Below are 13511 nucleotides of genomic sequence, written 5' to 3'. Positions count from 1 at the left end.
GAACGACTTGCGGCGTGATCCCTTTGCAAGGTCTCTACCCTTCCTCATGGTGAGCTTGTCGAACCACGCACAGCATCAATGCAACGGGAGCGTTGAGCCTATAGACGGTCGCGCAGGGCGTACCAGTTGAGCGCCAGGAACATCAGGATCGGGCGCAGGCGCCGACCGCCGGGGAAGGGCGGTATCTTCAGCTCCTCAAAGAGGCGCAGCCGGTCGCGGTTTCCGCACACGGTTTCGGCATAGAGCCTGCCGACAAAGTTCGACAAGATGACGCCATGGCCCGAATAGCCGCCGGCGGAGATCACGTTGGGCATGACCTCACGCACATAGGGTTTTCTGGGCATGGTAATGCCGACATAACCACCCCATGCATGGGTGAGCTCCACATCGCTTAAGGCCGGATAAAGCTCGGCGATCTGGCGGCGGATGTGGTGATGGATCGCCTTGTCTTCGCCAGGCGCATAGATTTCACGACCGCCGAAGAGGAGGCGTCCATCGGCAGAGCGCCGAAAATAGCGCACGACGAAGCGGGAATCGTCCACCGCTTCGCCGCCCGGCAGGACCGGACTGTCATCGCCGAGCGGGGGTGTTGCGCCGATGAAGGAGCCGATGGGCATGACATGCGCCGCGCTCTTCGCCTCCAGATCGCCGCCATAGGCATTGGTGGCGATCAGGCATTTCTCCGCGGTGATCGTGCCGCTCGGAGTCTCGATGCGAACACCGCCTGCATCCGAAGAGACCTTCGTCGCGGGGGTGTTTTCGAAAAGCTCCGCGCCAGCCTCTGCTGCCACGCGCGCGGTGCCAACCACGAGCTTGAGCGGGTGAATATGGCCGGTGCCGGTATCGCGGATGCCGCCGAAATAGCGTGTCGAACCGAGGCGTTCTGCGGTTTCTGCCGCATCCATGTAACGGATGTGCGGATAGTCGAAGCGCTCGCGCATGGTGTCTGCGTGCCGGCGGTATTCGTCCAGATAGCGCTTCTTGTGAACGACCGACATCTGGCCGGACCGATAGTCGATCTCGAGGGCGTTGGCGGAAGCGAAATCGAGCAGATGGGCCTTGGCCTCTTCCGCAAGATCGAACAGGGCTTTGGCACGGGTGAAGCCGAGCTCGGTTTCCAGTTCTTCCGCCCAGGCGCGCTGGCCGGTGCCGAGCTGCCCGCCATTGCGGCCCGATGCGCCGTCACCGAAACGGTGCGCCTCGATCAGCGTGACAGTGACGCCCGCCTTCGCAAGATGTGCGGCGGCGGACAGGCCGGTGAAGCCACCGCCAATGACGGCGACATCGACGCGACGGTCGCCATCAAGGGTTGGATATTCGGGGCGTGCACCAACGGTCGCTTCATACCAAGAGAGGCCGGGCGAAACGGGCGACTGGTAGGCCATCGGTTTGCCTAAACGTTGAGCAGCAGGTATTCGCGCTCCCACGGGCTGATGACCTTCATGAAGGTCTCGAACTCGGCCCGCTTGATCGCCGCGAAGGTGGAGATGAAGGGCGCGCCGAGCATCTCCTTCAGGCTCTCGTCGCCCTCAAACAGGGCGACAGCCTCCAGAAGGCCGCGCGGCAGCTCGATCTCATCCTGATTGACGGCGGTGCCGGCGGGCGCATCGGGCCTGTTCTTTTCCAGAATGCCGACAAGCCCACATGCAAGCGAGGCCGCGAGCGCCAGATAGGGGTTGGCATCGGAAGAGGGGATGCGGTTTTCGACGCGCCTTGCCGCAGGATCGGAACGCGGCACACGGAAGGCCGTGGTGCGGTTGTCATAGCCCCAGCGCGTGTTCACGGGAACCGCAGTGCCCTGGGTGAGCCGGCGATACGAGTTCACATAGGGGGCCAGCATGATGAGCGCGTTGGGGATGTGGCGTTGCAAGCCGCCGATGAAATGGCGGAACGTGTCCGTCTCTTCGCCCTTTTCGTCGGAAAACACGTTCTGGCCGGTTTTGAGCGACACCACCGACTGGTGGATGTGCATGGCGGAACCCGGCTGGTTCTGGATCGGTTTGGCCATGAAGGTGGCATAGGTGTCGTGCTTCAGCGCCGCCTCACGGATGGTGCGTTTGAACATGAACACCTGATCGGCAAGTTCTATCGGATCGCCATGGCGCAGATTGATCTCGAGCTGGCCGGCCCCTTCTTCATGGATCAGCGTGTCGATCTCGAGCCCCTGGCCTTCGGAGAAGTGGTAGATGTCGTCGATCAGCTCGTCGAATTCGTTGACGCCGGCAATCGAATAGCCCTGGCCGCCGCCGATGGGGCGGCCGGAGCGCCCGACCGGTGGGGTGAGCGGGTAGTCTGGATCAGGGTTCTTGTCGACCAGATAGAACTCGATCTCCGGTGCGACGATAGGCTTCAGGCCGTGCTTTGCATATTCGGCCACCACGCGTTTCAACACATTGCGTGGGCTGAAGGCCACGTCGCGCCCGTCCTGATGCACCAGATCGCAGATCACCTGCGCGGTCGGATCGGTCTCCCACGGGACCGAGGAAAGCGTGGAAAGATCCGGCAGGAGCTTCAGGTCGCCATCATCTTCGGGATAGACGAAATCGCCACCGTTCTCCGGGTATTCGCCGGATATGGTGGTCATGAAGACGGCCGAAGGCAGTGCCAGCGACGTGTTGGAGGTGAATTTCTTGGACGGCATCATCTTGCCGCGGGCAACACCGGCCTGATCGGGCGTGATACACTCGATGTCCTCGATGCCGCGCCATTCCAGCCAGGCGGTGGCCTGTTTCCAGTCTTTCACACCGCGAAGGTTTTTCAAAAATGCGGGCGTGCGCACCGATTCACCTCGGCCGGCGCGGCGGGCTAGCTTCTTCCTGTCAGGCATCAATCACCAGGGATCATTGTTTGGATGCCGGAGTATAGACTTGGGGCAGAAGGAAAGGGAAGGGGCTGTTGTCAGGCAAGGACACCGGTCAGCAGACGCTGAATGACGGGCTGAAGTGTTTCGGGTGTCACCGGGCGCACGACCTGTGCATCGACCGGACCGTCATCGGTGCGCTTTTCATGACGGTGGGGAACAATGGTGAGCACGCGTGGAAGGTGGCGCGGCGAAGCACGTCTAAGCGTTTCGATGTGTTGGAACACGTCATTTGAAACCAGCATCTGAGCGTCGATATCGATGATTACAAGACCGGGCGAGGTCTCACCTGCATCGGTGGACAGAAGCTGGCTGGCTTCCGATGGGTCGACTGCGTGAACTTTAAGACAGGCCTGGCGGGCGATGCGGGACAGCACAATGCGGCTAACCGGAGAACCGGCAATGACCAGTGCGCGGGAAGGATCGGCAATGCAGGCAGGCATAACCATACGCGGTCTCTCGTTCCAGAGCGAAATGCACAATGTGGGGTTGAGCGAATTTAAATAACAATGTCATCAAAGTTGATAAGTCAAGTTACAAATGTCGTCGAATTGTTATGCCGTTAAAAACAGGTGAATAAGATCCTGCAGAAAGATGGGCAGCACATGAAAAAGCGCCCGCGCAGGAGACCTTGCGCGGGCGCCAGACTGGAGGTCGTCAGGCCGGTGTCAGGAGCCGGCCAGACGATTGGTGACGATGACCGGCACCAACAGGTCGCCCCAGTTTCCCTCCCCGCCATGATGGCGTGCTGAGCGGACCAGTTCCACGGACACACCGGAATCGACCGCCTTCATGACCGCCTGGTTTAGCCTGTGCAGATCGTTTGCCACCATGCGGATGAGAGCCTGCTGGTCGGACGACATGGCGCTTGCCTGTTCCTCTGCTCTTTCCTTGACGCGGGTGTTCGGTGTCATTTCCGTTCTCCTTTCCCGGCCCTTTCGGCCGTTGGGTTATTCCGCCGCCGGGCGGAACTGGGCAGTTTCGGTGGATTCCTTCATGGCGGTGGTCGAAGACTGGCCGCCGGTGATGGCCATGGACACAGCGTCGAAATAGCCGGTGCCAACCTCGCGCTGGTGTTTGGTCGCCGTGTAGCCATTGGCTTCGGCTGCAAACTCGGCCTCCTGCAGCTCCGAATACGCTGCCATCTGCCGGTCCTTGTAGCCGCGCGCCAGCTCGAACATGCCGAAGTTGAGCTGATGAAAGCCGGCCAGCGTGATGAACTGGAACTTGTAGCCCATGGCGCCAAGCTCGCGCTGGAACTTGGCGATGGTTGTATCGTCCAGGTTCTTCTTCCAGTTGAAGGAGGGCGAGCAGTTGTAGGCGAGCAGCTTGCCCGGATGCGCCTTGTGAACGCCCTCGGCGAATTTGCGCGCCTGCTCCAGATCCGGCTTCGAGGTCTCGCACCAGATCAGATCCGTGTGCGGCGCATAGGCAACAGCGCGGGCGATGCAGGCGTCGAGCCCGTTCTTCACACGGTAGAAGCCTTCCACCGTGCGGCCTGCCTCATAGTCGACGAAGGGCTGGTCGCGCTCGTCAATGTCGGAGGTCAGAAGCTTGGCGGCCTCGGCGTCGGTGCGGGCGATGACGAGGCTCGGAACGCCCATGACGTCGGCTGCAAGGCGCGCGGCATCCAGATTGCGGATGTGCTGGGCCGTCGGGATCAGAACCTTGCCGCCCAGATGGCCGCACTTCTTTTCCGATGCAAGCTGGTCTTCGAAATGAACGCCTGCCGCACCTGCCTCGATATAGGCCTTCATCAGTTCGAACGCGTTGAGCGGGCCGCCGAAACCGGCTTCGGCATCGGCAACGATCGGTGCAAACCAGGTGTCGACCGAAAGGCCGTTGCCTTCCGCCGTCTCGATCTGGTCGGCACGCTGGAGCGTGCGGTTGATGCGCTTGGCAAGCTCGGGACCCGCATTGGCGGGGTAAAGCGACTGGTCGGGATACATGGCCGAGGCGGTGTTGGCGTCTGCCGCAACCTGCCAGCCGGAGAGATAGATTGCCTTCAGTCCGGCACGGACCATCTGCATGGCCTGATTGCCCGAGAGAGCGCCGAGCGCGTTGACGAAATCTTCCTCGTGTATGAGCTTCCAGAGGCGCTTTGCGCCTTCCTCTGCCAGCGTGTGACGGATCGAGACCGAGCCGCGAAGGCGCTGAACATCCTGCGGGGTGTAGGGGCGCTCGATGCCATCGAAGCGGCCTTCCGCAGCGCCGGGAACAAGGTTGTAAAAATCCGTCATGACTTCCTCCGTACAGGATTTGTTTCGCTGGCGGAGCATTCTGGCGGTCTACCTTTGCGCTCCGATTTCGTTACAGGATTTACAATGCGGCGCAGCGAAGGCGTAGATAAATCAGTGTTTCACGGGAGATTTTCGTGTCAGCATGTCTGGAATTTGACATGCATGTCGTGTAAATTTGTAAATATTGTAAGGGCGGGTTTGTGTGGCTAATTTGTAAAATCGTGTAAAATACGCCGGAACGGCCGCGTGTTGCCGGGGACGCGGAGAACAATGGGGATCGATCATGGCCAACCAGAAGATATTCGCCGGGCCGCGCATCAGGCGCATTCGAACCGCCAAGGGGCTCACCCAGACAGCCATGGCGGAGGGACTTGGCATCTCGCCGTCCTATCTGAACCTGATCGAGCGCAACCAGCGGCCGCTTACCGTTTCGCTCATCCTCAAGCTCGCATCCGTCTACAAGGTCGATCCGGATGAATTGCAGGGCGAGGCAGGGCTTTCACTTGCCGCGCTGCGCGAGGTGTTTTCCGATCCGCTTCTGGCCGGTGAACTGCCGGGCGAGCAGGAGCTTGTGGATGTCTCCGAGGCCGCGCCCAACGCTGCAGCCGCGCTCGTCAAGCTCTACCGTGCCTATCGCGAGCAGACGGATCGCATGTCGGACCTGTCTGAGCTGCTTGCGCGGGAAGGGCGCACTACGGCCATTTCTGCAACGCGTCTGCCGAGCGACGAGGTTCGCGAGACATTCGAGCGCCATGCAAACCATTTCGCCTCTCTCGAAGAAGAGGCGGAAAGCTTCCACAAGCTGATTGGACCGGGCGACGATCTGTCCGGTGCCGTTCGACGCTGGCTGAAGCAGGAGCACGGCATCGTGGTGCGTCTGCTCCCGGTAGCGACCATGCCGAACTGGCGCCGGCGCTACGACCGGCATTCGCATCGGCTGTTCATTTCCGAACGCCTCTCGCCGGCCGATCAGCTGCGCGAAATCGCCATGGAAGCCTGCCTCCTGCGCATGTCGGTCGCGATTGCCGCGGAGATCGAGGCGTTGAAGCTGTCGAGCAATGAGGCAAGGCGTCTGGCGCGCTTCGAGCTTGGACGTTATGCGGCTCATGCGCTGATGATGCCCTATCAGGCCTTCCTCTCGGCGGCGGAACGCGCCCGTTATGATGTGGATGTGCTGAAATCGCGCTTCGGCGTGTCCTTCGAGCAGGCGGCGAACCGGCTGACGACGCTCGGCCGGCCGGGGGCGTCGGGCGTGCCATTTTTCATGCTCGAGGTCGACCATGCAGGCAATCGTTTCCGCAAGGCGGGGGCGGTGGGCTTTCCGCAGGCCCGTTTCGGTGGCGGTTGCCCCAAGCTTGCGGTCCATGCCGCCTTTGCCCAGCCCGGGCAGGTGCTGGTGGAGGCGGTGGAAATGCCTGACGGCGCCGAGTTTCTCACGATCGCACGCACGCTGGAGGGGCCGCAGGGCGCCTTTGCCGAGCGTCCGCGCCGCACGGCACTTCTGCTGGGATGCGATCTGGGGTTTCGTGAAAGCGTGGTCTATGGCGATGCGCTGCCCGGCGCGCCTGGCAAGGCGGGCGCTGCGCCGACACATGCCCTCACTCCGGTAGGTCCGGCCTGCCGTTTGTGCGAACGGGCCGGGTGTCTGGCTCGTGCCGAGCCGCCGGTGACAAGGCCGCTCGGGCTCGACGAAATGGTGACGGGGCTGAGCGCCTTCGATTTTCAGTAGAAGTCCCGATCAGCCAATATCGAGCACGACATTGCCGACAACATCGCCGCGCTCCACGGCTTGATGGGCGCTCACGATGTCACGCAGGGCGAAGCGTTTTCCGATGGAATGTTTGAGTGCGTTCTTTTCCAGCATGGCATTGAGCTGGGAGATGGCGGTTTGGCGTTCCGGGCTTCGTAACTCGTAGACGACAAAAACCTGTAAGGTGAGACTGTTCCATAAGAGTGTGGGGAACGAGACCGGCACGTCGCCCTGCCTGCTTGAGCCGTAGCAGACGATCTTTCCGTGAGGGGCCAGTGCTCCGTTGGAGATCAGGGTCGTGCTGGAATAGAGATCCATGTCGATCATTCCGTCCACGCCCTTGCCGGCAGTGAGTTCTTTCACCTTTGCGGCGACATCCTTGGCCTTGTAATCAACCACGAAATCCGCGCCTGCCGCGCGCGCGGGCGCAGAGCGGGCCGGCGATGCAGTGGCAATAACCCGGGCTCCACGCGCTTTGGCGACCTGGGTTGCATAATGTCCGACCGACGAGCCGGCTCCTGTCACGAGAAGGGTCTTGCCGGTCACGTCGCCGAACAGGTTGACGGCGTGTACGGCCGTCATCGCAGGGATGCCGAGGCAGGCGCCGGCTGCGAAGTCTATATTGGCCGGCAGTGCAACAGCCTGCGCCTCGGGCAACACGATTGTCTCGGCAGCGGTGCCGAAAGCGCGACGCCACTGGCCGTTCCAGACCCAGACACGCTGGCCGACGCGGCCATGGTCAACTCCGGGGCCCACGGCGTCGATCTCGCCGGCCCCGTCGCTGTGCGGAATGACACGATCGGCATTGAGCGGACGGCCTGCCCGGGCCTTCACGTCCGAAGGGTTCACGCCGGAGACGGCAAGGCGCACGCGCACTTCGCCCGGGCCGGGTGTGGGCGTGGGAAGCTCGCCCACTTCGAGCACGTCCTGCGCCGTGCCGTTGCGCTCATACCATGCCGCTCTCATCGCAAACTCCTGGCCCCACTGCCGGCATTGACAAGCCTCGAAAATCCGGCGCAGGCTTTGTCATCCGAAACCATCATGCAGGTCAATCTTGAACCGCCCCGAAACGAATATCGACCCCGACGTTAACCCCAGTTCCAGTGTATCGCCAGCATCCGCCACGGAAATTTCAGCAAAAGCCGAGCCCGATTGCGGTCGCTTCATCTCGCCCGATCACGAGGCCGAATACCGCGCCTTTGTCGAGCAGCATCCGGATCTGGAGGCGGTCGAGTTTCTCATCGTCGATCCCAACGGCATCATCCGCGGCAAATGGGCACCGGGCGACAGCCTCAAAAAGGCGTTTCAGGAAGGCGTGAACTTTCCCATGTCGCTGCACGGCCTCGATGTATGGGGGCGCGAGGTGGAAGAAACGGGACTTCACATCGAAACCGGCGACAAGGACGGCTATTGCCGGGCAACGCGCGGCTCACTTGCGATCGTCCCGTGGGCCCGGCGCAAGACCGCGCAGGTTCTGCTCCAGACCTTCACGCCGGAGGGCGAGCCGTTCATGGCGGATTCGCGCCAGGTGCTGAAGCACAAGGTGGCGGAAGCAAATGCGAAAGGGTTCTTTCCGGTCGCCGCGTTTGAGCTGGAGTTCTATCTGCTCGATCCTGAAAAGCAGGATCCCGCCGGCATGCCAACGCCACTTGGCGCGGGCGAGGGGCCGGACCGGCTGCGCATGTACGGGCTCGACGACCTGGCGGAAAACGCGGCACTCTTCGACATGATCCGCGACGCGGCGGACGCACAGAACCTGCCAATCGACACGATCATCAAGGAGGCAGCTCCAGGCCAGTTCGAGGTCAATCTGAAACACCGGGCAGATCCCTTGCGGGCGGCGGATGATGTCATCCTTCTGCGTCGCATCGTGATGGGCTGCGCGCGCGAGCACGGGCTCACTGCCACCTTTATGGCCAAACCCTTCATCGACCATGCAGGCAACGGCATGCATGTGCATACATCCATGCTTGATGCAGAGGGGCAAAACGTGTTTGCCGGCGAGACGGGCCGTGAACGTTTGCTGTCGGCGGTGGCCGGTCTCATCGACACCATGCCCGAATCGCTCATCCTCTACATCAACACCTGGAACGGTTTCCGTCGCATCACACCGGGCTCCTATGCGCCCACCCATGCGGTCTGGGCGGAAAACAACCGATCGGTGGCGCTGCGGATTCCGGTTTCGACCGAGGAAAACCGGCGCGTCGAGCACAGAATTTCCGGCGCGGATGCCAATCCGTATCTCGTGATGGCGGCAATCATCCAGGGGATGATCGAGGGGATGGAAGCGGGCGCGCAGCCTCCACCGCCGGTGGAAGGCAGTGCCTATGACGAACGAGCGGATATCGGGAGAGAGCTGCCGGATGACATGGATGATGCGCTTCAGCTTGCTTCAAGGAGCCGCTTCATCTACCGGGCGCTCGGCCCGCTCCTCGCGAAGGTCTATCGCGATCTGAAACGCGCGGAAATCATCGCCTTCTGGAGCGAGATCACGCCGCTGGAGCGCACCACTTATCTTTGAGCCCAAACAGAAATTTGCCGCTTGTCGCATCCCTGAAACGACAATAGGGTTGATGAAAACATGCGGGTGCCGCCGGCGATTTGCCTGTCGGCAAAATCAGTCCCCTGGGGAGAATTTTCATGCTGCGTAAAACCCTACTTGCTTCCTGTGTTTCGCTTGCCGCGCTTTCGGTTTCGACGGCGGCAAATGCTCAGGATCGCGTCGTCAATGTCTACAACTGGTCGGACTATATCGACGAGTCGATCCTGGCGGACTTCACCGAGGAAACAGGCATCAAGGTTGTCTATGACGTCTACGATTCCAACGAACTTCTCGAGACCAAGCTGCTGGCGGGCGGTTCGGGCTATGATGTGGTGGTGCCCTCAGGCGAGTTTCTTGGCCGGCAGATCAGTGCGGACGTGTTCCAGAAGCTCGACAAGGACAAGCTGCCCAACATCTCCAACATGTGGGACATGATCAACGACCGCGTCGCTGTCTATGATCCGGGCAATGAATACTCCATCAATTACATGTGGGGCACGACCGGTGTCGGCTACAATGTCGGCAAGGCCGAAGAGATTCTCGGCACCCCGAAAATCGATACCTGGGACGTGATGTTCACGCCGGAACTGGCAGCGAAGTTCAAGGATTGCGGCATCTACATGCTGGATTCGGCCAGTGAGGTGGTGCGTTCAGCACTCATCTATCTGGGTCTCGATCCCAATTCGCCGTCTTCGGATGATCTTGCCAAGGCGGAAGAACTGCTTCTTTCCGTGCGTCCTTACGTGCGCAAGTTCCATTCTTCCGAATACATCAATGGCCTGGCCAATGGCGACATCTGCCTGGCGCTTGGCTATTCGGGCGATGTTTTTCAGGCGCGCGACCGTGCGGCGGAAGCCGATCAGGGCGTAACCGTCGGCTATGCGATCCCCAAGGAAGGCGCTCTTCTCTGGTTTGACCAGATGGCAATCCCGGCTGACGCAAAGAATGTTGATGAGGCACACGAATTCCTCAATTACATCATGCGTCCGGATGTGATCGCCAAGGCGTCGAACTATGTCGTGTACGCCAATGGCAACAAGGCGGCGCAGGCGGAGATGGACGAAGAGGTGGTCGGTGACCCGGCAGTCTATCCCGACGAGGCGACCATGGACAAGCTGCAGGCCCCGCTTCCCTACGACATGCGCACGCAGCGCCAGGTGACGCGCATGTGGACCAAGGTGGTGACGGGCCAGTAGGCCGTTTCAGGGCAGGGGACAGGGGACGCCGATGAAGTCGCTCGGCAGCACACGTCGCAGCTTTGCGCCCTGGGCCGATCCCCAGGCGAAGCCGTATATCTCGTTTGAGAATGTCACCAAGACGTTCGGTGACTTCACGGCGGTCGATGACCTGTCCCTAAACATTTATGAGCGCGAGTTCTTCGCGCTCCTTGGCGCTTCGGGCTGCGGAAAGACCACGCTTTTGCGCATGCTGGCGGGTTTCGAGCAGCCCACCTCCGGGCGCATTTTCCTCGACGGGCAGGATCTTTCCGGCATCCCCCCGCACAGGCGGCCGGTCAACATGATGTTCCAGTCCTATGCGCTCTTCCCACACATGTCGGTTGAAAAGAACATCGCCTTCGGCCTGAAGCAGGATCGCATGCCGGCCGACGAGATCGCCGACCGGGTGGCTGCCATGCTGAAGCTGGTGAAGCTCGAACCCTTTGCCAGGCGCAAGCCGCATCAGCTGTCGGGCGGCCAGCGTCAGCGTGTGGCGCTCGCCCGCTCGCTCGCCAAGCGGCCGAAGCTTCTGTTGCTGGACGAGCCGCTGGGTGCACTCGACAAGAAGCTGCGCGAAGAGACCCAGTTCGAACTGATCGACCTGCAATACGATCTGGGCCTCACCTTCATGGTCGTTACACACGATCAGGAAGAGGCCATGACCATGGCCGACCGCATTGCGGTGATGGACAGGGGCAATGTCATTCAGGTGGCAACACCGGCGGAGATCTACGAGGCGCCGAACTCGCGTTTCGTTGCCGATTTCGTCGGCTCCATCAACATGTTCGAGGGAACGGTTACGGCATCCGACAGGGAGGGCGCGCGCATAGTCGATGCAACCGGGTTCGAACTTTCGGTGATCAATGGCGCAGGTGCCGAAAAAGGTGCGAATGTGTGGTTCGCCGTCCGCCCGGAGAAGATCGACATTTCCCGTAGCCGGCCGGAAGGCGCGGTCAACGCGGTCGAGGGCGAGGTCTGGGACATCGCCTATCTGGGCGATATGACCATTCACCATGTAAAGCTCGATGACGGTCGCATCGTGAAGGCAAGCAGCATCAACCGGCGTCGCGCGGTGGACGATGTGCTCACATGGCATGACCGTGCCTGGATCTCTTTCCCGGCAGACGCCGGCGTCGTGCTGACGCGGTAACCGGCGATGGCGCGATTATTCTCTTTCCTTGCGGCACGCTTCGTCATCGCCGTACCGTATTTATGGCTGCTCGTCTTTTTCCTTGCGCCGTTCCTGATCGTCTTCAAGATCTCGCTTTCGGAACTGGCGCTGGCCATGCCGCCCTATCGTCCGGTTTTCGACCTGGCCGCCGGATTATACGCGCTTTTCGAGAAGATTGGGGCCCTCTCGTTCAGCAACTATCTGTGGCTTCTGGACGATCCGCTCTACATCAACGCCTATCTCTCCAGCATCTGGATCGCCGGTGTCTCGACACTCATCACACTGGCCGTTGGCTATCCCATCGCCTATGGGATGGCGCGCGCGCCAGCATCAATCCGGCCGACGCTCCTGATGCTTGTCATTCTGCCGTTCTGGACGAGCTTCCTGATCCGCGTTTATGCGTGGATCGGTATCCTGAAACCGGAAGGGCTGCTCAATCAGTTCCTGATGTTCCTTGGCCTGATCGATGAACCGCTCGTCATCCTGAACACCACGACCGCCATCTATATTGGCATCGTCTATTCCTATCTGCCATTCATGGTGCTTCCGCTCTATTCGACGCTGGAGAAGATGGATGGCTCGTTGATCGAGGCCGCGCGCGACCTTGGCTGCCCGCCCACGGCCGCGTTCTGGAAGGTAACCTTTCCCATGTCGCTGCCGGGCGTGGTGGCTGGCTGCATGCTGGTGTTCATTCCGGCGGTTGGCGAGTTCGTCATTCCGGATCTGCTCGGCGGCTCGCGCACGCTGATGATCGGCAAGACGCTCTGGACCGAGTTCTTCAACAACCGGGACTGGCCGGTGTCCTCCGCCGTCGCGGTGGTGCTGCTTTTGATCCTGATTGTGCCGATCATGCTTTTCCAGCGCTCGCAGGCGCGCTCACGCGAGGCGGGGAATTAGCCATGGCTGGAAGCTGGGGGCGTTTCAACATCGTGTCGCTCGTGCTGGGCTTTGCCTTTCTGTACCTGCCGATCCTTCTCCTGGTGATCTATTCCTTCAACGAGTCGCGTCTCGTCACGGTGTGGGCGGGCTTCTCGACGAAGTGGTATGTGGAGCTTTTCTCCAATCGTGGCCTGATGGATGCGGCCTGGGTGACGGCGCGGGTCGCCTTCCTGTCGGCCACCGTTGCAACCGTGCTCGGCACGATGGCGGCCATTGCCCTGACACGCTACACGCGGTTTCGCGGGCGGCTTCTGTTTTCCGGCATGGTGTTTGCGCCCCTCGTCATGCCGGAAGTCATTACCGGCCTGTCGCTCCTGCTCCTCTTCGTGGCAATCAATTTTGACCGCGGCTTCCTCACGGTCACGATCGCACACATCACTTTTTCCATGTGTTTCGTGGCGGTGGTGGTCCAGTCGCGTCTGATGAGCTTCGATCAGTCACTTGAGGAAGCGGCCCTCGATCTCGGTGCGACGCCCACGCGGGCGTTCTTTCAGGTCACGCTTCCGGTGATCCTGCCGGCGGTGATTTCGGGCTGGATGCTTGCCTTCACCCTCTCGCTCGATGATCTTGTGATTGCCAGCTTCACCTCCGGCCCCGGTGCCACAACGCTGCCCATGAAAATCTACAGTCAGGTGCGTCTGGGGGTTACGCCCGAGATCAACGCGGTCTGCACGATTCTGATCGGAATTGTCGCGCTTGGTGTCATCGTTGCGTCCATCGTGACCAAGCGACAGGCGGTTCAGCGGGGCCGCAACGGACAATCCGCCAGCCACGTCACTGTCTAGAGACCCG

Annotated in this window: 12 protein-coding genes; 6 read left to right on the top strand and 6 right to left on the bottom strand. The window is 61.0% G+C overall.

Features of this window, described 5'->3' with window-relative positions:
* Nucleotides 1-98: 98 nt before the first annotated feature.
* The 5 genes from AB2N04_RS17670 to aceA all read right to left on the bottom strand — a co-directional run bounded on the left by AB2N04_RS17670 (nt 99) and on the right by aceA (nt 5100).
* Complete coding sequence (locus AB2N04_RS17670; RefSeq protein ID WP_367715940.1) at nt 99-1385, bottom strand: NAD(P)/FAD-dependent oxidoreductase; 1287 nt, start codon at nt 1383-1385, stop codon at nt 99-101.
* 8 nt (nt 1386-1393) lie between these two features.
* Nucleotides 1394-2827, bottom strand: coding sequence for a glutamine synthetase family protein (locus AB2N04_RS17665; protein ID WP_367715938.1), 1434 nt, complete (start codon nt 2825-2827; stop codon nt 1394-1396).
* Nucleotides 2828-2898: 71 nt separating this feature from the next.
* Nucleotides 2899-3309: a response regulator gene (locus AB2N04_RS17660; protein WP_367715937.1), complete on the bottom strand. Its 411-nt coding sequence runs from the start codon at nt 3307-3309 to the stop codon at nt 2899-2901.
* 219 nt (nt 3310-3528) lie between these two features.
* Complete coding sequence (locus tag AB2N04_RS17655; protein ID WP_223019696.1) at nt 3529-3774, bottom strand: hypothetical protein; 246 nt, start codon at nt 3772-3774, stop codon at nt 3529-3531.
* Between the two features lie 36 nt (nt 3775-3810).
* A complete protein-coding gene (gene aceA, locus AB2N04_RS17650) occupies nt 3811-5100 on the bottom strand; it encodes an isocitrate lyase (protein ID WP_367715936.1) in 1290 nt (429 codons plus the stop codon).
* Nucleotides 5101-5383: 283 nt separating this feature from the next.
* Here aceA and AB2N04_RS17645 point away from each other — a divergent pair, with 283 nt between their 5' ends.
* Nucleotides 5384-6829 carry a short-chain fatty acyl-CoA regulator family protein gene (locus AB2N04_RS17645; RefSeq protein ID WP_367715935.1) on the top strand — a complete coding sequence of 482 codons (1446 nt, stop codon included), beginning with the start codon at nt 5384-5386 and terminating at the stop codon, nt 6827-6829.
* A 9-nt stretch (nt 6830-6838) separates the two neighbouring features.
* Here the strand turns inward: AB2N04_RS17645 and AB2N04_RS17640 are convergent, their stop codons facing one another.
* Nucleotides 6839-7816 carry an NADPH:quinone reductase gene (locus AB2N04_RS17640; RefSeq protein ID WP_367715934.1) on the bottom strand — a complete coding sequence of 326 codons (978 nt, stop codon included), beginning with the start codon at nt 7814-7816 and terminating at the stop codon, nt 6839-6841.
* Nucleotides 7817-7904: 88 nt separating this feature from the next.
* On the opposite strand from AB2N04_RS17640, the gene AB2N04_RS17635 reads away from it, so the two are divergent.
* From AB2N04_RS17635 to AB2N04_RS17615, 5 genes are all read left to right on the top strand, one after another.
* Nucleotides 7905-9371, top strand: a complete 1467-nt coding sequence (locus AB2N04_RS17635) for a glutamine synthetase family protein (protein ID WP_367715932.1) — start codon at nt 7905-7907, stop codon at nt 9369-9371.
* Nucleotides 9372-9490: 119 nt separating this feature from the next.
* Nucleotides 9491-10588, top strand: coding sequence for a polyamine ABC transporter substrate-binding protein (locus AB2N04_RS17630; protein ID WP_367715930.1), 1098 nt, complete (start codon nt 9491-9493; stop codon nt 10586-10588).
* A gap of 31 nt (nt 10589-10619) precedes the next feature.
* Nucleotides 10620-11759 (top strand): ABC transporter ATP-binding protein, encoded by a 1140-nt coding sequence (locus AB2N04_RS17625; protein WP_367715929.1) that lies wholly within the window; start codon nt 10620-10622, stop codon nt 11757-11759.
* A 6-nt stretch (nt 11760-11765) separates the two neighbouring features.
* Complete coding sequence (locus AB2N04_RS17620; protein ID WP_367715927.1) at nt 11766-12677, top strand: ABC transporter permease subunit; 912 nt, start codon at nt 11766-11768, stop codon at nt 12675-12677.
* 2 nt (nt 12678-12679) lie between these two features.
* Complete coding sequence (locus AB2N04_RS17615; protein ID WP_367715925.1) at nt 12680-13504, top strand: ABC transporter permease; 825 nt, start codon at nt 12680-12682, stop codon at nt 13502-13504.
* Nucleotides 13505-13511: the final 7 nt, after the last annotated feature.

Source organism: Nitratireductor sp. GISD-1A_MAKvit (assembly GCF_040819555.1).
Taxonomy (GTDB): Bacteria; Pseudomonadota; Alphaproteobacteria; order Rhizobiales; family Rhizobiaceae; genus Nitratireductor.
The sequence above is the reverse complement of the archived record's forward strand: the minus strand, read 5'-3'. Positions and strand labels throughout refer to the sequence as shown.